Origin of the sequence: Blastomonas sp. UPD001, assembly GCF_003426715.1 — a bacterium.
Taxonomy (GTDB): domain Bacteria; phylum Pseudomonadota; class Alphaproteobacteria; order Sphingomonadales; family Sphingomonadaceae; genus Blastomonas.
In genome coordinates this window covers 1,214,301-1,229,866 of the sequence record NZ_QKVT01000001.1, presented here as the reverse complement: position 1 = coordinate 1,229,866, position 15,566 = coordinate 1,214,301, and the positions used below count along the sequence as shown (strand labels likewise).

24 protein-coding genes are annotated in these 15,566 nt (G+C 64.9%); 7 read left to right on the top strand and 17 right to left on the bottom strand.

What is annotated here, in order from left to right; translation table 11 throughout:
• Together lipB and DM995_RS06155 are read left to right on the top strand one after the other, a co-directional pair.
• The coding region (gene lipB, locus DM995_RS06160; RefSeq protein ID WP_116968836.1) for a lipoyl(octanoyl) transferase LipB at positions 1-586 on the top strand (586 nt) is incomplete at its 5' end.
• Complete coding sequence (locus DM995_RS06155; protein ID WP_157973093.1) at positions 583-906, top strand: hypothetical protein; 324 nt, start codon at positions 583-585, stop codon at positions 904-906. The genes lipB and DM995_RS06155, both read left to right, overlap by 4 nt.
• A gap of 104 nt (positions 907-1,010) precedes the next feature.
• Here DM995_RS06155 and queC read toward each other — a convergent pair whose 3' ends face one another.
• From queC to hslO, 3 genes are all read right to left on the bottom strand, one after another.
• Positions 1,011-1,694, bottom strand: coding sequence for a 7-cyano-7-deazaguanine synthase QueC (gene queC / locus DM995_RS06150; RefSeq protein ID WP_198669272.1), 684 nt, complete (start codon positions 1,692-1,694; stop codon positions 1,011-1,013).
• A gap of 174 nt (positions 1,695-1,868) precedes the next feature.
• A complete protein-coding gene (locus tag DM995_RS06145) occupies positions 1,869-2,285 on the bottom strand; it encodes a DUF3617 domain-containing protein (protein ID WP_198669271.1) in 417 nt (138 codons plus the stop codon).
• A 167-nt stretch (positions 2,286-2,452) separates the two neighbouring features.
• Positions 2,453-3,352 carry an Hsp33 family molecular chaperone HslO gene (gene hslO, locus DM995_RS06140; protein WP_116968832.1) on the bottom strand — a complete coding sequence of 300 codons (900 nt, stop codon included), beginning with the start codon at positions 3,350-3,352 and terminating at the stop codon, positions 2,453-2,455.
• A 275-nt stretch (positions 3,353-3,627) separates the two neighbouring features.
• On the opposite strand from hslO, the gene DM995_RS06135 reads away from it, so the two are divergent.
• Positions 3,628-4,041: a hypothetical protein gene (locus tag DM995_RS06135; protein WP_232824107.1), complete on the top strand. Its 414-nt coding sequence runs from the start codon at positions 3,628-3,630 to the stop codon at positions 4,039-4,041.
• An 18-nt stretch (positions 4,042-4,059) separates the two neighbouring features.
• On the opposite strand, the gene DM995_RS06130 is transcribed toward DM995_RS06135, so the two are convergent.
• The 11 genes from DM995_RS06130 to DM995_RS06080 all read right to left on the bottom strand — a co-directional run bounded on the left by DM995_RS06130 (position 4,060) and on the right by DM995_RS06080 (position 8,122).
• Positions 4,060-4,479, bottom strand: a complete 420-nt coding sequence (locus DM995_RS06130) for a SufE family protein (protein ID WP_116968830.1) — start codon at positions 4,477-4,479, stop codon at positions 4,060-4,062.
• A gap of 51 nt (positions 4,480-4,530) precedes the next feature.
• The gene (locus DM995_RS06125) at positions 4,531-4,770 is read right to left on the bottom strand and encodes a hypothetical protein (RefSeq protein ID WP_116968829.1); all 240 of its coding nucleotides are present in this window, start codon (positions 4,768-4,770) and stop codon (positions 4,531-4,533) included.
• A 50-nt stretch (positions 4,771-4,820) separates the two neighbouring features.
• Positions 4,821-5,075 carry a hypothetical protein gene (locus DM995_RS06120; protein WP_232824105.1) on the bottom strand — a complete coding sequence of 85 codons (255 nt, stop codon included), beginning with the start codon at positions 5,073-5,075 and terminating at the stop codon, positions 4,821-4,823.
• A 38-nt stretch (positions 5,076-5,113) separates the two neighbouring features.
• Entirely contained in the window at positions 5,114-5,326 is a 213-nt protein-coding gene (locus DM995_RS06115; RefSeq protein ID WP_232824103.1) for a hypothetical protein, read from the bottom strand.
• A 72-nt stretch (positions 5,327-5,398) separates the two neighbouring features.
• Complete coding sequence (locus DM995_RS06110; RefSeq protein WP_023838379.1) at positions 5,399-5,665, bottom strand: hypothetical protein; 267 nt, start codon at positions 5,663-5,665, stop codon at positions 5,399-5,401.
• A 51-nt stretch (positions 5,666-5,716) separates the two neighbouring features.
• Positions 5,717-6,043, bottom strand: a complete 327-nt coding sequence (locus tag DM995_RS06105; protein ID WP_023838378.1) for a hypothetical protein — start codon at positions 6,041-6,043, stop codon at positions 5,717-5,719.
• Positions 6,040-6,360 (bottom strand): hypothetical protein, encoded by a 321-nt coding sequence (locus DM995_RS06100; protein ID WP_023838377.1) that lies wholly within the window; start codon positions 6,358-6,360, stop codon positions 6,040-6,042. Before DM995_RS06100 ends, DM995_RS06105 begins: the two co-directional genes overlap by 4 nt.
• 39 nt (positions 6,361-6,399) lie before the next feature.
• Positions 6,400-6,807: an envelope stress response membrane protein PspC gene (gene pspC / locus DM995_RS06095; RefSeq protein WP_023838376.1), complete on the bottom strand. Its 408-nt coding sequence runs from the start codon at positions 6,805-6,807 to the stop codon at positions 6,400-6,402.
• Positions 6,804-7,106 carry an envelope stress response membrane protein PspB gene (pspB, locus tag DM995_RS06090; protein ID WP_023838375.1) on the bottom strand — a complete coding sequence of 101 codons (303 nt, stop codon included), beginning with the start codon at positions 7,104-7,106 and terminating at the stop codon, positions 6,804-6,806. Before pspB ends, pspC begins: the two co-directional genes overlap by 4 nt.
• A 4-nt stretch (positions 7,107-7,110) precedes the next feature.
• Complete coding sequence (gene pspA, locus DM995_RS06085) at positions 7,111-7,794, bottom strand: phage shock protein PspA (protein WP_116968827.1); 684 nt, start codon at positions 7,792-7,794, stop codon at positions 7,111-7,113.
• 127 nt (positions 7,795-7,921) lie between these two features.
• Positions 7,922-8,122, bottom strand: coding sequence for a hypothetical protein (locus DM995_RS06080; protein WP_116968826.1), 201 nt, complete (start codon positions 8,120-8,122; stop codon positions 7,922-7,924).
• A 162-nt stretch (positions 8,123-8,284) separates the two neighbouring features.
• Here DM995_RS06080 and pspF point away from each other — a divergent pair, with 162 nt between their 5' ends.
• The gene (gene pspF, locus DM995_RS06075) at positions 8,285-9,346 is read left to right on the top strand and encodes a phage shock protein operon transcriptional activator (protein WP_023838372.1); all 1,062 of its coding nucleotides are present in this window, start codon (positions 8,285-8,287) and stop codon (positions 9,344-9,346) included.
• A gap of 41 nt (positions 9,347-9,387) precedes the next feature.
• On the top strand, positions 9,388-10,527 hold the full coding sequence (locus DM995_RS06070) for a cupin domain-containing protein (protein ID WP_116968825.1): 1,140 nt from the start codon (positions 9,388-9,390) through the stop codon (positions 10,525-10,527).
• A gap of 8 nt (positions 10,528-10,535) precedes the next feature.
• On the opposite strand, the gene DM995_RS06065 is transcribed toward DM995_RS06070, so the two are convergent.
• Entirely contained in the window at positions 10,536-11,078 is a 543-nt protein-coding gene (locus tag DM995_RS06065; RefSeq protein ID WP_116968824.1) for a pseudouridine synthase, read from the bottom strand.
• Positions 11,079-11,173: 95 nt separating this feature from the next.
• On the opposite strand from DM995_RS06065, the gene DM995_RS06060 reads away from it, so the two are divergent.
• Together DM995_RS06060 and DM995_RS21715 are read left to right on the top strand one after the other, a co-directional pair.
• Positions 11,174-12,307, top strand: a complete 1,134-nt coding sequence (locus DM995_RS06060) for a zinc-binding dehydrogenase (protein ID WP_116968823.1) — start codon at positions 11,174-11,176, stop codon at positions 12,305-12,307.
• Between the two features lie 283 nt (positions 12,308-12,590).
• Positions 12,591-13,016: a hypothetical protein gene (locus DM995_RS21715; protein WP_198669270.1), complete on the top strand. Its 426-nt coding sequence runs from the start codon at positions 12,591-12,593 to the stop codon at positions 13,014-13,016.
• A 41-nt stretch (positions 13,017-13,057) separates the two neighbouring features.
• On the opposite strand, the gene DM995_RS06050 is transcribed toward DM995_RS21715, so the two are convergent.
• Both DM995_RS06050 and metC read right to left on the bottom strand, forming a co-directional pair.
• Positions 13,058-14,386, bottom strand: a complete 1,329-nt coding sequence (locus tag DM995_RS06050) for a mechanosensitive ion channel family protein (protein WP_116968822.1) — start codon at positions 14,384-14,386, stop codon at positions 13,058-13,060.
• The coding region (gene metC, locus DM995_RS06045; RefSeq protein WP_116968821.1) for a cystathionine beta-lyase at positions 14,383-15,566 on the bottom strand (1,184 nt) is incomplete at its 5' end. The genes DM995_RS06050 and metC, both read right to left, overlap by 4 nt.

The window sequence follows — 15,566 nt, the reverse complement described above, 5'->3', positions numbered from 1 at the left end:
GGGGGGGGGGGGGGGGGCCTTGCTCTGGCTGCTCGAACACCCGCCGCTCTACACGGCGGGTACCAGCGCCGACCCCGCCGAGCTGCTCAGCGAGCAGTTCCCGGTCTTCGATACGGGGCGCGGCGGTCGCTATACCTATCACGGGCCGGGACAGCGCGTCGGTTACGTGCTGCTCGATCTGCGCCAGCGTGGCAAGGACGTGCGCTGCTTCGTGCATGCGGTGGAAGGCTGGGTGATCGCCGCGCTGGCCGATCTCGGCGTGCCCGCGCGTCGGGCGGAGGGGCGCGTCGGCATATGGACCGACAACCGGGCGGGGCAGGAGGCGAAGATCGGCGCGATCGGCGTGCGCGTACGCCGCTGGGTGACGATGCACGGCTTTGCGGTCAACGTGAACCCCGATCTGGCGCATTTCGGCGGCATCGTTCCGTGCGGGATCGCCGAATATCCGGTCACCAGCCTCGCCGATCTGGGCATCGAGGCGACGATGGCCGATCTCGACGCCGCGCTCGCACGGAACCGCGACGCTTTTCTTGCGGGGCTTGGCGGCGCGTGCCAAAGCGGTGGCAAAGGGAAGGGTGACACATGACGCTGAAGCCAGTGGTTCTCGGAGCAACGCTCGCTGCGTTGATGCTCGCCGGTTGCGACCAGCAAGCAACCGAAAAGGCCGCCGTCGCGCAGGGCAGCACGCCCGAAGGCACGATCAGCGACGAGCTGCCCGATCTGGAGCTGCTGCCCAATGACGCGCCGCTCGCCGATCCTTCGGACCTGCCGCCGGTTCCGGGTGTGGCTGGGCCTGCCGCACCCGCGGCGGCGGATGCGGAAGCTCGGCCTGCCGAGACACCCAGGCCCGCGCCACCGGCGCCCAGGCCCGCCGAACCGGAGCTCGAAGGCTCGATCGCGGAATAAATCCCCGACGTTTTGCCGTCACCCCCGCGCAGGCGGGGGCGCCGCTACCTGGTTCAGCGACTGCGCCAGAGCGGGATTCCCGCGTGCGCGGGAATGACGGTGCTTCAGGCCGCGTACACCGTCCCGTCGGTCAGCCCGGCATCGGCAAAGCCCTGCTTGCGCAACCTGCAGCTGTCGCACAGGCCGCAGGCGCGGCCATCGGGCGTCGGGTCATAGCAGGACCAGCTCATCGCGGGGTCCAGCCCCAGCCGGTTCGCCTCTGCCGCAATCTCGGCCTTGCCCAGATATTGCAGCGGCGCGTGGATGGTGAAAGGCTCGCCCTGGTCGCCCGCCTTGGTGGCGAGGTCCGCCAGTCGCTCGAACCCGGCGATGAACTCGGGGCGGCAATCGGGATAGCCCGAATAATCGAGCGCATTGACCCCGATGAAGATGTCGCGCGCACCCAGCGCCTCGGCCCAGCCCAGCGTCAGCGACAGGAAGATGAGGTTGCGCGCGGGCACATAGGTGACCGGAATGTCGGGGCCGACGCCGGTCTTGGGCACGTCGATATCGTCGGTCAGTGCCGATCCGCCGAACTGGCGCAGGTCTAGCGGCAGCACGATATGCCGCACCGCGCCGATCCTTGCCGCGATGGCTTTCGCCGCCTCGATCTCGACCCGGTGCCGCTGGTTGTAATCGATGGTCAGCGCCGCCACGGCAAAGCCCGCCTCCTGCGCCCGCGCGGCGGATACCATGGAATCGAGGCCGCCCGAGAGCAGCACGACGGCGGTTTTCTGGGGTTCGCTCATGCGATAGCGCATATGGCGCAGCGCCGGTCCGGGCAATTCAAAAAAATGGGCCGCGCGGATGTGTCCGGCGGCCCAGGGAGGTCTTGCGACCTGAATGGAGGAAAGCGTACCGAGTCCGGCACGCGACGCTCATAACCCGGCGATGGTTAAGAAAGGGTGCAGCCTTGCTAACGATCAGCCGGTGCAGCTTCCCGCGTAACGCCCCTCGAGCGCAAACGCGAAGGGGGAGTTCTGCGCGATTCCCTGCGATTCGATCTGCACCAGGCCGCGGCCCTCGTACTTGATCGTGGTTCGTCCCGAACCGCCGCCGGGGCAGCGATAGGTCACGGTGACCTCGTCGGGCTCGTCCGAGACGACGAAGCGACTGCATTGCAATTCGCGATGACGCAGTTGCAGCAGCTTGCGCGCATCGCGCACGCACAGCTGATCGCCATTCTGGGCGGTGCCGCGTTCCTTGAGGTTCCACAAGCCGGGCTGGATCTTGTTGAGCATGGCCAGTTCGGGCGCCTGGGCGGGGGCGGAAACGGCACCCAGGCCGATCGCCATCACGGGCGCGGCAAACCATTTCAGTCGGATGGGGGAGAGATTCATTCGGGTTAACCCTATCGTTGGCTCCCGCCGTTCAGCGCGGCGGGCACAGTCAATGGCGTGCGACCCGATTCAGGTTTCTTGCCCCAGGCAATAGCGCTCATCTAACCGAAGAAGATGGCGAAATCATTTGATAATTATGGCGGGTTTGCGGCTCGCCCGCGCGCCGGTCATCCCGCCGGATTGGCAGGATCGATATGAAAGATTCGCGAGCAGAACGCGCAATCCACCGCAATCGTGCCGCTATCGCCGACCATCTCGGCCTGTTCTTCGGGCGGGAAGCGGCCGATCACGTCGCGGATATGGTCGATATTGCAACGGCAGCCCTTGACCAGCGGCGCGCCATCGACCGTGCGGACCTCGTCCTCTTCGTGGAACAGCCGCCACAGGATGTCGCGCCCGCTCAGGGCCGGATCGAGCATCTCGCCATGGCTGAGCGTGCCCGCGAGGATCGAGACATGCTCCCATTGCGGATGGTCGAGCCGCACGTGCAACCGCTCGCGGCCCTCCTCGCCCTCGGGCAAGTGCTGGACGAGGAACCCGGCGCTGCGGCAGCCGGTTGCATCGCTCTCGATCGCGATCCGGATCATCGTCGGCACCTGTTCGGACTGGGTGAAATAGCTCTCGCACGCCTGGGCGAGCGAATCTCCGTCGAGCGGCACGATCCCCTGATAGCGGCCCTTGCCGTAGCTCTGGTCGAAGGTGAGCGCGAGATAGCCCTTGCCGAACAGCGCGAACAGCGAGGGGTTCGCGCCGAGCCGCGCGAGCCGGTCGGCATCGAAGCGCACATGGCCGCGCAGCTCGCCGCCGCGATAATCGACGACGAGCAGCTCGACGATGCCGCCCTCGGTCTGCGCCTGGATGGTGACCTGGCCGCCATCCTGCTTCATCAGCGACCCGATCAGCGCGCAAACGGTAATCGCCTCGGCGAGCACGAGCTTGATCGAGGTGGGGTAATCGTGCGCCGCAAGAATCTCGCGCAGCACGCTGTCGAGCCGAACGAACCGCCCGCGCGCATCCTGGCCGGGAAGGGTGAAATGGACGGGCGGCGTGTCGAAGGCGGTGGTCATGGCGGGCTATATGGTGCGGGGGAGGGGCGGCGTCAAATGCGGTCAGGCCCAACGCCCGATCGCAAGGCGCTTGCAGGGTCGCGCTGGCTGGTTAAATCTCTGAAAAGGCGCTCCGATATTTGCGTCGCGGGGCGAATTGTGATGGGATATTGATGGGCGTGTGGCAAATCCTGGCACTTGCTGGCTCGGCACTCGCAGGCGCTGCGCCAGCTTCGGCAGAGCCGGTTTCGCAAGCCGTCGGAACGGTCGACAGCGCTGCGGCGGCATTCGATGGGATGAAGGCGCTGGTCGGCACCTGGCGCGTCGCCGACAAGCCGCAATCGCCGCTGCGCATCCGCTTTTCGCTGACAGCGGCCGGGACGGTGCTTGTCGAGGAATGGCTGCGCGGAGACAAGCCGCACTCGCTGACAATATACCACCGCGATGGCGGCAGCCTGATGGCCGTCCATTATTGCCCCCAGGGAAATCAGCCGCGCCTGCTCGCCAAGCCAACAAACGGCAGCAAGACGATCGAGTGGCGGTTTCTCGATGCAGCCGATCTTGATCCTGCCAGCGAATCGTATCTGGTCGCGCTTGGTTTCGACTTCGGGCAGCCGGGTCAGCTCCGTCGGACCGAAACCTATCGCGCGGTGACGGGCGACGAGCCTTCCGAACTCGTGCTGGTCAGGGACAGCGCGCCGACGCCCTGAGGCCGGAACGGGCCGGATTCAGCCGTTGTACCGCGCCGCGGTCTCGCGGATCAGCGCGATCATGTTGGGGATGCCCTGCGTCCGGTTCGACGAGAGCTGGTTTTTCAGATCGAACGGCGCGAGCGCGGCTTCGATATCGGCGCTGGCAACCGCCTCCGGCGCCCTGTCCTGCACGGTGAGCAGAACGAGCGCGATAATGCCCTTGGTGATCGCGGCGTTGCTATCGGCGAGGAAATGCAGCCGGCCGTCGTCGAGCCTGGTGGGATAGACCCAGACCGAAGCCGAACAGCCGCGCACCAGGGTCGCGTCGGTCTTGAGCGCATCGGGCATCGGATCGAGCGTGCGGCCCAGATCGATGATCAGCCGATAACGGTCATCGGCATCGAGAAATTCATATTCTTCGGCCAGGTCGGCTATGCTTGCAGGTGCGCTCGTCATGGCGGCGCAGATAGCGACGCGGCGGGGCAAAGTCACCCCGCCGCGCGCAAATTACAGCTCCACCCCGGCGGCGATGGCTTCAAGCTTGCGGATGCGCTCCTTGAGATCGGCGATCTCGATCCGCGAGTGCGTCGACGGCGATCCGCCATCGGGGCGCGGCGAGTGCGCCTCGATCTCGTGGCGCTTGAACGCCAGCCATTCGCGCCAGCCGCGCAGCAAGGTGGATGAGACCAGGGCAATTCCGAGCAAGCCCGACATTGCCACGGTCATATAGAGATAGGCGCTTTCCATCTTCTTCCCTTTACGGCCCCCGCCGCCCGGTTGGTGATGTGCGTGCCGCTTCAGCGGTCGCGCAGCTTCTCGATTTCAAGGCTCAGATCGCTCGTCTGGCGCTGATCGGTAATGACGCGTTCGAGCACCTGCACGCGCTCCTTGAGCACGCGGACGTCTTCCCGCAGGCGCTGCGTTTCTGCATTGTCCGCCAGGGTGGTGCGTTTCTGGTTGCCTACCGCGTCCTCGATGATCCCGTGCTGCGCCTTGTAGCGGGCCTTGAGCACGTTCGCGATCATCACGATGAAGACGATCGCGACGACCATGGAAAAAGGATTGTCGAACATTCTGTGATTCCTTGCTGTCAGCTTAGCTGCTTGGCGCGAAGATTTTCGATTTGCTGGGCGAGGTCGTCGCGGCCCCGGCCATCGGTGACGATGCGTTCGAGCGTGCGCAGGCGCTGCTCCATCCGGTCATCGACGGGCGGTCTGGCGACGGCCTGTGCCTTGGCCAGTTCGATCTGCAATTCCAATGTCTTGCGCTGATGCTTGGTCCAGATCGCCAGGCCGCCCAGCATGAAGGGCGCCAAAGGGATCAGGACCAGCAGCGCATCAAGATCGAACATCTCAAAAAACCCCCGTATATGCTGTCAGTTCAGCGGAGCGTCGCGCAGATCCTCGATCTGCTGGGCAAGGTCGCTGCGGCCATCGGTGATGATCCGCTCGAGCGTGCGCACGCGCTGCTCGAGCCGTTCGGTCTGCGCCGCGTAGCGCGCAGCCTTTTCCGCGGTTTCCTTGTTCAGCGCGTCCAGCTGCTTTTCCTTGAACTTCAAATGTCGCCGATAGGCATCGCCCATGGTTCCGACCAGAACGGGAAGGGCGACGACAATCAGAAAGAAGATGATCCAGTCAGGCATGCTATTTCCCCAGTCCTTCGGTCTTGCGTGCCGTTCGGCCCGCCCGGATGGTCAGTTGGCCCGCTTGTCGCGCAGGGCCTCGATTTCGTGGGTCAGACGGTGCGCGTCATCGGTGACGATGCGCTCGACATTGCCCAGACGGTCCTTGATCGATCCCAGCTCGGCGCGCAGCTGCGCATTTTCCTGGCTCAGCAGCTTGATCCGCTCGACCGATTCCTGGTCGGTCTTGGGATAGATCGGCTTGCCCCAGCTGCTTTCCAGCGGATAGCCGTTCTTGATCCGCAGCCAGGTATTGGCGACCCATCCCGCGGTGCCGATGGCCACGACGATCGAAATGATCGGGCCCAGCGTCTGGAACAGCATCATTTTCTCGGTCATGCGGGGTCCTTCTCGATGCGCAGGCGTTCGATTTCGTCGGCCAGGCGGACGCTGGAGCTGTTGGCGTCGGTGGCGATGCGTTCCAGCACCGCGATCCGCTCTTCCAGCCGCCCGATCTTGCCGACCAGTTGCTCGTTTTCGTTGGTCAGCAGCGATATTTTTCGATCAGCGTCAGGATCGGTTCGTTCAATGACTTTGCCGGTCCACTGATCCTCGATCGGATAGCCATGCTTGGCGCGGATCCAGGTGGTGATGACCCAGGCTCCCATGGACAGCATGATGATCGAAAGGACAAAACCCGGTCCACCCCAGCTCATGATATTCTCCTGATACCTTGTTGTTGTGCCTGGCCCTGATCAGCGCAGGCTTTCGATCTCGTCGGCCAGGCGCGTGTTCTTGGCGGTGTAGAACAGCTCGACATCGGCGAGGCGTCGGTCGATCTCGCGGAACCGGGCCTTGACGTCGCGCGCGGTGCGGGTCGGTGACTGGCGCACGCCCTGCCAGAATTTCTGGTCCTGATCGTCGGTGTAGAGATGTGCTGGCTTCTTGTCGGCGAACATGCCCATCAGCAGATAGCCGACCAGCGCCCAGCCCGTCATCAGCGTGACCAGGACCGTGGCGACGCGGATCCAGACCACGTCGATCCCGGTATAGTCGGCAATCCCGGCGCACACGCCCATGAACTTGCCGTTCTGCTTGTCGCGATAGAACTTGGTCTTGCGCGGAGCAGGGGCGTCATATTTGTACTTGTCCAGCCGGCTCATTTCCTCACCCTTTCCTTCAGCATGCGCTCGACCTGTTCCAGGCCGTAATCGTCTTGGTCGTCTGCGCTGGTCAGCCGCGCCGGGCGCCAGTCGGGATTGTCGGCGGAGATGATCCGCTCGACCGTGTCCATGCGATCGTCCAGGCGGCGCGCCATCGCATGCAGTTCTTCGAGCAGCGTCTCGTCCGAGGTCGTCAGCGTCGCGGCGGTCTTCCATTTCGTGATATAGTGAAAGATGATCCACGGCAGGCCGATAAACAGGATGCTGACGATAAAGATCGCGGTCAGTGCTTCTTCCATCGGATCAGCCCTCCTTCTTCAGCGCGCGCTTCATGGCTTCGAGCTCCTCGTCGACCTTGTCGCTGTCGGCGAGCGCGGCGAATTCGTCGTCGAGATTGCGCTGGCCCAGCACCTTGCGCTCGTCCTCGGCCATGCCCAGCGCATCGGCGCGGCCCTCGGCCATATCGACGCGGCGCTCCAGCAGGTCGAAGCGGCTGAATGCCTCGCGGACCTTGTCGCCATTGTACATGGTGCGCAGCTTGACGCGGTTCTCGGCGCTTTCCAGGCGGCTCATGATGTTGTTCTGGCGCATCCGCGCCTCGCGCAGCTTGGCCTGCAGCTTGGCGATATCCTGTTCCGAAGCGCGCAGCGCGTCATCCAGCACCGCGATTTCGACGTTGAGCTGATCGGCCATGTCGGCAGCCTTCTTCTTTTCGAGCAGCGCGGCGCGGGCCAGGTCCTCGCGGTCCTTGGACAGTGCGAGCTCGGCCTTTTCGGTCCAGTCGGCCTGCAGCTGCTCGAGCTTGTTCACATGCCGCTTCATTTCCTTCTGATCGGCAATGGTGCGGGCGGCCGAGGCGCGGACTTCGACCAGCGTCTCTTCCATCTCCAGGATGATCATGCGGATCATCTTTGCCGGGTCGGCCTTGTCGAGCAATTCGGTAACGTTCGCTGCGATGATATCGCGGGTGCGAGAGAAAATTCCCATGGCCAAAACTCCGTTTCGTAAATTCAGGCGGACCGGATCCAAGTCTACCTTACCCCCTTTTGCAGTGCAGTGGAAAGTGATTGGCCGGGACGGGGCAAGGGGGGGGTAAGCGTCCCGGCCAAATCCGTCAGGCAAGGTACCGGACGGAAACGAGTGCGCGGGCATCTCCGTTGTGATGGACGGGCGAGGCGACGGCCTCGATGCTCGCAAAGGCGGTGAGAAACAGCGTGGTGATCAGCGCCAGCGCGGCGACCGTGGTGATCAGCGTGGACTTGAGGACATTGTCCTGATCCTGGCTGTTCGCGTTCGAAGCATTGGTGGTTTTCACTGTCTTTCTCCCTTGAACCGCTTTGTGTCGGTGTTGCCGGAAGCACTGCAGGGAGCGTGCCAAATTGAAAAAGCACGATAAATCAATAGCTTGAGATTTTTGCTGAACAAGCTTGTTGGTTGGGATTGCCACGAGTTGGGATTTTGCACTATCTCTTGGCGCATGGAACGGGGCAGTCAGTTCATCGGGGAATCGGGAGCGTTTCTGGACGCGGTCGAGCGCGCCAGTCGCGCGGCGATGCTCAACCGTCCGGTGCTGGTCATCGGCGAGCGCGGCACGGGCAAGGAACTGATCGCCGAGCGCCTTCACCGCCTGTCCTCGCGCTGGGACGGACCGCTGATCACGCTCAATTGCGCCGCGCTGCCCGAGACGCTGATCGAAGCCGAACTGTTCGGGCACGAGGCAGGCGCCTTTACCGGCGCGACGCGCGCGCGCCAGGGCCGGTTCGAGGAGGCCGATGGCGGCACGCTCTTCCTCGACGAATTGGCTACGCTCAGCATGGGCGCGCAGGAGCGGCTGCTGCGCGCGGTCGAATATGGCGAGGTGACGCGGATCGGTTCGTCGCGATCGATCAAGGTCGATGTGCGCATCGTCGCGGCCACCAACGAGCATCTGCCCGAACTGGTCGACAAGGGCCGCTTCCGCGCCGACCTGCTCGACCGGCTGTCGTTCGAGGTAGTGACCCTGCCGCCGCTGCGCGCGCGCGAGGGCGATGTGATGGTGCTCGCCGATTTCTTCGGGCGGCGCATGGCGGCCGAGCTCGACTGGGACCGCTGGCCCGGCTTCGGCCCGATGGCGACCGAGGCGATGCAGCGGCACAGCTGGCCGGGCAATGTCCGCGAGCTGCGCAATGTCGTCGAGCGCGCGGTCTATCGCTGGGACGATTTCGAGCGCCCGGTCGACCATATCGTGTTCGATCCGTTCGAATCGCCCTGGAAACCCAAGCCGATGACACGCTCGGGCGCGCCCTCTGGCGGGGAATCGCCGTGCGATGAGGTCATCGATGCCGCGCTGTCCGATCCCGGCGTGCGCGCGACCATGGACCAGACGCTCAATTTCGACGCGATCGACGATCTGCGCGGCGCCGTGGACGCGCACGAGAAGCGCATCCTCCAGGCGGCGCTCGCCCGCCACCGCTACAACCAGCGCCAGACCGCCAAGGCGCTCGGCCTCAGCTACGACCAGCTGCGCCACTGTCTGAAAAAGCACGACCTGCTGGGGTGAAATCGCTGGACGGCGGTGGGATGCGCTGAAATGGGGAGCGCATGAAACTTGCCCGCTTCGATCCCGTCGCCTTTCTCGCCACGCACTGGCAGCGTGCACCTTTGCTGATTTGCAATCCGTGGGACGCCTGGCAATGTCCGATCGAGCCTGACGAGCTGGCGGGGCTGGCATGCGAGCCCGAGGTAGAATCGCGGCTGATTGTGCAGCAGGGCCCAGAAAGCTGGGCGCTTGAGCAAGGGCCGTTCGATGCCGAGCGCTTTGCGGACCTGGGCGCGCAACCGTGGACTCTGCTCGTGCAGGCTGTCGATCATTACGTGCCCGAAGTCGTCGCGCTGCTTTCGCAATTTCGCTTCGTGCCAGATTGGCGGATCGACGATGTGATGATCAGCTTCGCCACGACCGACGGCGGCGTGGGGCCGCATTTCGATCAATATGACGTGTTCCTGATCCAGGGCCGGGGTCGGCGGCGCTGGCGGATCGGTCAGCATTGCGATGATGCAACTCCGCTCAGGCCGCATCAGGAGTTGCGGCTGCTCGCTCGGTTCGACGAACAGGCGGTTTACGATCTGGGACCAGGCGATATCCTCTATGTCCCGCCGGGCGTCGCGCATGACGGCGTTGCGCTCGACGATGACTGCATGACGCTGTCGATCGGCTTTCGCGCTCCCTCGCGGGCCGAGCTGATCACCGGCTGGAGCGACCATGTGCTCGACGGGCTGGGTGAGGACGATCGCTATGCCGACCCGATGTTACCGTTACAATCGCACCCCGGAGAGATCACGGGCGACGCGCTGGAGCGTTTGCAGGCGATGGTGCTCGAAAAGCTCGCCGATCGCACCGAATTTGCGCGCTGGTTCGGCGGTTTCAATAGCGCACCCAAATATCCGGACATGGACTGGAGCCCGGAAACGCCACTGACCATGGCGCAGGTGCGCCGCGCGGCCAAGGCAGGGCGGGTGCTTCGCAACTTCGCAAGCCGGTTCGTCTTCGTTCGCGAAGGCGAGGGGCTGGTGCTGTTCGTCGATGGGGAAGCCTATCCCTGCACCGGTGCGGCGGCGCGTTTTGCCGAGTCCATGTGCGCTGCGCATGAGGTCGAGATCGGCGAGCCTGACGACGCGGTGCTGGCGCTGCTGCTCGACCTCGCCAATCGCGGTGCGATCGCCTTTGACGAGGACGACTGATCCGTCGCTTAGCGGACGTCGACCGCCCGCCACGCTCCGGGTGCAAGGCCTTGCAGCGTCCAGTCGCCGACCTGCCAGCGCACCAGCCGCAGCGTGGGAAAGCCCACCGCCGCGGTCATCCGCCGCACCTGACGGTTCTTGCCCTCGCGCAGCGTGAGCGCGATCCAGCCATCGGGCACGGTCTTGCGGAAGCGCACCGGCGGGTCGCGCGGCCACAGATCGGGCGGATCGAGCCGCTCGGCGAGGGCAGGGCGCGTCGTCCCGTCCTTGAGTATCACCCCGTTTCGCAATTTCGCAAGCGCGTCGTCGCTGATCGCCCCTTCGACCTGCACCCAATAGGTCTTGGCGAGCTTGTGGCGTGGATCGGCGATGCGCGCCTGCAGCCGGCCGTCATCGGTGAGCAGAACGAGCCCCTCGCTGTCCTGATCGAGCCGTCCGGCGGGATAGACCCCGGGCACGTTGATGAAATCCGCCAGGGTCGGGCGCGAGCCATCGCCGCTGAACTGGCAAATCACGCCATAGGGTTTGTTGAACAGGATCAGCCGGGGCAAGGAAAAGGCACTTTCTGCGCGTCATGGGTGGCTTTGTCGGCCAAGGCTTGGCACATGGGAGCATCATACAACAACCCTTTTGGAGAGACCCCGCCATGACGCTTCCGTCAACCTACAAGCAGATGATCTCGACCGTCAGCGCCGAGGGCGAGCTGACGATGGAACTGGTCGACAAGCCGATCCCCGAGCTGGGCGAGGACGATGTGCTGATCCGCATCGAAGCGACCCCAATCAACCCGTCCGACCAGGGCGTGATGTTCGGCTGGGCGAGCATGGCCAAGGCAACGAGCAGCGGCAGCGGCAAGGACACGAAGCTCAGCGCGCCGATCTCGCCCCAGGGCATGGGCGTGATGAAGGCGCGCATCGGCCAGGCGCTCACCGTCGGCAACGAAGGCGCGGGCACCGTGGTCGCCGCAGGGTCGGGCGATTATGCGCAGAGCCTGATCGGCAAGGTCGTCGCAGTGATGGGCGGCGGCATGTATGCCGAATATCGCAAGGCCCCGGCGATGATGTGCCTCGTGCTGAAGGATGGCCACACCGCGCGCGACGGCGCGTCGTGCTTCGTCAACCCGCTGACCGCATTGTCGATGATCGAGACGATGCGCATGGAAGGCCATACTGCGCTGGTCCACACCGCCGCCGCGTCGAACCTGGGCCAGATGCTCAACCGCATCTGCCAGGCCGATGGCGTCGAGCTGGTCAATGTGGTGCGCAAGCCCGAACAGGCCGAGCTGCTGCGCGGAATGGGCGCGAAGCATATCGTCGATTCGAGCAGCGAGAGCTTCATGGCCGACCTGACCGACGCCATCCACGCGACCGGCGCGACATTGGCGTTCGATGCGACCGGCGGCGGCAATCTTGCCTCGAACATCCTCACCGCGATGGAGGGCGCCGCCGCGCGCACGCCCGGCGCCTATAGCATCTATGGCTCGGTCCAGCACAAGCAGGTGTACCTCTATGGTGGGCTCGACACCTCGCCCACGGTGCTGAGCCGCGGCTATGGCATGGCGTGGGGCGTGGGCGGCTGGCTGCTCCCCAATTTCCTCGCCAAGGCGGGCAACGAGGTCGCGATGCGGCTGCGCAACCGGGTCGCGGAGGAGCTCAAGACAACCTTTGCCAGCCATTATACCGACGAGCTGTCGCTGGAAGAGGCGCTGCAGGCCGATATCGTTGCGCGCTATTATGCCAAGGCGACGGGAGAGAAGTTCCTGATCTGCCCGCAAAAGTGACCGTGAAGAGGGTGGGCCTGTGCCGGTACCGCCCTCTCGACGTCATTCCCGCGAACGCGGGAATCCCGCTTTTGCGCGTGTCTTGCGGTGTAAAGCGGGACCCCCGCGTTCGCGGGGGTGACGAAATGGGGTGTCGGGCCTATATGATATGAAATACCACGCCCTTCATCAAAACCTGCTGGCAGATGAACGAGCTTCCCACGGTCCGTTCAGTTTCACTCCCTTAAATATGAACACAACGGATGGCGAATCGGCGCTGTCCCGGTCTCAAGGGAGACAGATTATGAAGAAGTTCATTCTTGCTGCTGCCGCCGCCGGTGCAGTCACCATCTCGGCCGCTCCTGCCATGGCAGCCCCGGTCGCCAGCTACGCCCCCAGCGCAGCGCAGACCTATGGCGTCGATTATCGTGCGCCCGTTGCCCATCAGTGGCGCGGCTATGACGACGACTGGGGCCGCCGCGGCTATGATCGTGGCTATGGCCGCGATCGCTGGGACAATCGCTACGATCGTCGTTACGATCGGCGCCAGGCACGCGGCTGGAACGGTCAGTACTGGCGCGGCAACGACGGCCGCTATTATTGCCGCCGCGACAATGGCACCACCGGCCTGCTGATCGGTGGCGCAGCCGGCGCGCTGGCGGGCAGCGAGATCGCAGGCTTGTTTGCTACGGGGAAAGCAACAGCGGGACCCCCGCCTTCGCGGGGGTGACGGCAATTGGGACTTCGCTTGGCGCGGAGCCTTCGACAGGCTCAGGCTGAGCGGGGGATGTGCGGGGGCGTTGCGTCTTCAGGCGCAGGCTTGCCCATCCCCGGCATTTCCTTGATGTACAAATCCCTCTGCGGGAACGGGATCTCGATGTCGTGTTCCTTGAACAGCGTCCACACGCGCATCAGCACGTCGCCGCGGATATTGCCCATGCCGCCTTCGGGATCGCTGATCCATGCGCGGATTTCCCAGTTGACGCTGTTGTCGCCGAAATCGGTCATCCAGATGCGCGGGGCAGGGTCCTTGAGCACGCGCGGCGCTTCGTCGACCGCGCGGTAGAGCAGTTCCTGCACCAGCTGCATGTCGCTCGAATAGCTGACGCCGAGCGGGATGCGCATGCGCACGTTGCGGTCCGAATAGGACCAGTTCTCGACCGGCGTGGTCATCAGGTCCTCGTTCGGGATCAGATGCTCCTTGCCGTCGCGGGTGATGACCGAGACCGCGCGCACGCCGATCTTGTTGACCCAGCCGAAGCTGTCGCCCACCGCGATGACATCGCCTGGCTTGATCGAACGGTCGAGCAGCAGGATGATGCCGGCGAACAGGTTGCCGATCGTCTTCTGCAACCCGAAGCCGATCGCGAGCCCGAACGCGCCCGAGAAGAAGCTGAGCGCGGTGAGATCGATCCCCAGCGTGTCGATGCCGATGAAGAAGGCGAGCACGATGACCACGACGCCCGCGATCTTCTGCCCGAGCAGCTTCTGCGTCGGGTCCAGACCGTCGCTGCTGCCGATGATGTGCCCGGCGATGCGGTTGACCACGCGTGCGGCGGTGTAGAGCACCAGGATGGTGATCGCGATCGTCACCACCCAGAGCAGCGAGAAGCGCTTCTCGCCAAGATCGAAGCCGACGCGGTCCATCGCGGTGGTGATCGGGTCGAGCCCGCCGAACATGCTGGCAAGGATCGAGATGAGTGTGGCGAGGCCGAGGAAGGTGCCCAGCCAGTCGGGCATGCGCACGCCGCGCACCAGATCGTTGACGAACAGCGCGAGCGAGATCGCGAGCGTGAGGCCGAAGATGACCGAGGCGATCAGGCTCCATTCGTAGAGATTGAGTGCCATGCCGATCAGCATCGCGGTGGTGAAGCGGCGCACCATGTCGCGGATGCGGCGGCGCGCGAGCTGGCTTTCATAGCCTGCGCGGCGCTCCCAGATCGCGGCGAGCCGCAGATAGATCAGGCGGCTGAGACCCCAGCCGATGATCAGCGCGGTGGTGGCGATCAGCGCGGCGAGGATGCCTTCGAGATATTGCAGGTCGTCGGGGCGCTCGATCCAGCCCCAGCGCATGAACAGTGCGGATATTCCTGCCGTCATGCCGCCATGGTAAAGGCGTGAAGCCCCTTGGCAAGGTCGGCGATCAGGTCGTCGGTATCTTCGAGCCCGATATGCAGCCGCACGGCGAGCGCGTTGGCATCGCCTTCGGGCGGCCAGGGCGTCGCGCTGCGGCAACGCGCGGGGTCGACCGGGATGGCGAGGCTCTCGAACCCGCCCCAGCTATAGCCGATGCCGAACAGGGTCAGCGTGTCGATCAGCGCCGCGCGCGCCTTGTCCGACCCGCCGTTGAGCACGAACGAGAACAGCCCGCTCGACCCCCTGAAGTCGCGCTGCCAGATGGCGTGCCCGGGGCAGGAGGGGAGCGCGGGGTGCAGCACGCGCGAGACCTGGGGTTGCTCGGCCAGCCAGTGCGCGATGCGCAGCGCCGAGGCCTGGTGCTGGCGCAGCCGCACGTCGAGCGTGCGCAGGCCGCGCAGCGCGAGCCAGGCATCGTCGGGCGAGACGACATGGCCCAATGCCTGCGCGGTCTGGCGGAGGCGCGGATACCAGCGCTCGGTCGCGCTGACTGAGCCCAGCATCACGTCCGAATGGCCGACGATGTACTTGGTGCAGGCCATGATGCTCATGTCCGCGCCGAGCTCGAGCGCGGGCAGGAACAGCCCCGTCGCCCAGGTATTGTCGATCAGCAGCGCGATGTCCGGGTTCGCCGCGCGGGCGGCGGCGCAGATCGCGGGGACATCCTGCACCTCGAAGGTCAGGCTACCGGGGCTCTCCATCAGGATGGCGCGGGTGCGCTCGCAGATTTCCGAGGAAATTCCGGAGCCTGTCAGCGGATCGTAATAGCGGGTCTCGATGCCGAAGCGCTTGAGCAGGCCATCGGCAAAGCTGCGCGAGGGATCATAGGCGCTGTCGGTCATCAGCAGCACGTCGCCCGGCGACAGCACGCTGAGCAGCGCGCCGGTGATCGCGGCGACGCCCGAGGGGTAGAGCATGGTGCCATGCGCGCCCGGTTCGAGCTGGGTCAGCGCCTCGGCGAGCGCCCATTGCGTCGGCGCGCCCCTGCGGCCGTAGAAAAAGCGCCCATCCTCATTGGTTTGCGGGCCGGACTTGAGAGCGGCTGTATCGGGATAGAGATGCGTGCTGGCGCGCCAAACCGGCGGGTTGACCACCGCGCCCGGCTGCTCCGCGGTCCCGGTCCATTCCGCGCGGCGGCCACCGG

Excerpts from the sequence above, each read along its gene's own strand:
- hslO (WP_116968832.1), bottom strand. The coding sequence starts at position 3,352 with ATGACCACCGCCTTCGACACGCCGCCCGTCCATTTCACCCTTCCCGGC.
- pspC (WP_023838376.1), bottom strand. The coding sequence starts at position 6,807 with ATGAGCCGGCTGGACAAGTACAAATATGACGCCCCTGCTCCGCGCAAG.
- pspB (WP_023838375.1), bottom strand. The coding sequence starts at position 7,106 with ATGGAAGAAGCACTGACCGCGATCTTTATCGTCAGCATCCTGTTTATC.
- DM995_RS06100 (WP_023838377.1), bottom strand. The coding sequence starts at position 6,360 with ATGAGCTGGGGTGGACCGGGTTTTGTCCTTTCGATCATCATGCTGTCC.
- DM995_RS06120 (WP_232824105.1), bottom strand. The coding sequence starts at position 5,075 with ATGGTCGTCGCGATCGTCTTCATCGTGATGATCGCGAACGTGCTCAAG.
- DM995_RS06110 (WP_023838379.1), bottom strand. The coding sequence starts at position 5,665 with ATGCCTGACTGGATCATCTTCTTTCTGATTGTCGTCGCCCTTCCCGTT.
- DM995_RS06060 (WP_116968823.1), top strand. The coding sequence starts at position 11,174 with ATGACGCTTCCGTCAACCTACAAGCAGATGATCTCGACCGTCAGCGCC.
- DM995_RS06070 (WP_116968825.1), top strand. The coding sequence starts at position 9,388 with ATGAAACTTGCCCGCTTCGATCCCGTCGCCTTTCTCGCCACGCACTGG.
- queC (WP_198669272.1), bottom strand. The coding sequence starts at position 1,694 with ATGAGCGAACCCCAGAAAACCGCCGTCGTGCTGCTCTCGGGCGGCCTC.
- DM995_RS06155 (WP_157973093.1), top strand. The coding sequence starts at position 583 with ATGACGCTGAAGCCAGTGGTTCTCGGAGCAACGCTCGCTGCGTTGATG.
- DM995_RS21715 (WP_198669270.1), top strand. The coding sequence starts at position 12,591 with ATGAAGAAGTTCATTCTTGCTGCTGCCGCCGCCGGTGCAGTCACCATC.
- DM995_RS06050 (WP_116968822.1), bottom strand. The coding sequence starts at position 14,386 with ATGACGGCAGGAATATCCGCACTGTTCATGCGCTGGGGCTGGATCGAG.
- pspA (WP_116968827.1), bottom strand. The coding sequence starts at position 7,794 with ATGGGAATTTTCTCTCGCACCCGCGATATCATCGCAGCGAACGTTACC.
- DM995_RS06145 (WP_198669271.1), bottom strand. The coding sequence starts at position 2,285 with ATGAATCTCTCCCCCATCCGACTGAAATGGTTTGCCGCGCCCGTGATG.
- DM995_RS06115 (WP_232824103.1), bottom strand. The coding sequence starts at position 5,326 with ATGCTGGGCGGCCTGGCGATCTGGACCAAGCATCAGCGCAAGACATTG.
- DM995_RS06105 (WP_023838378.1), bottom strand. The coding sequence starts at position 6,043 with ATGACCGAGAAAATGATGCTGTTCCAGACGCTGGGCCCGATCATTTCG.
- DM995_RS06135 (WP_232824107.1), top strand. The coding sequence starts at position 3,628 with ATGAAGGCGCTGGTCGGCACCTGGCGCGTCGCCGACAAGCCGCAATCG.
- pspF (WP_023838372.1), top strand. The coding sequence starts at position 8,285 with ATGGAACGGGGCAGTCAGTTCATCGGGGAATCGGGAGCGTTTCTGGAC.
- DM995_RS06130 (WP_116968830.1), bottom strand. The coding sequence starts at position 4,479 with ATGACGAGCGCACCTGCAAGCATAGCCGACCTGGCCGAAGAATATGAA.
- DM995_RS06125 (WP_116968829.1), bottom strand. The coding sequence starts at position 4,770 with ATGGAAAGCGCCTATCTCTATATGACCGTGGCAATGTCGGGCTTGCTC.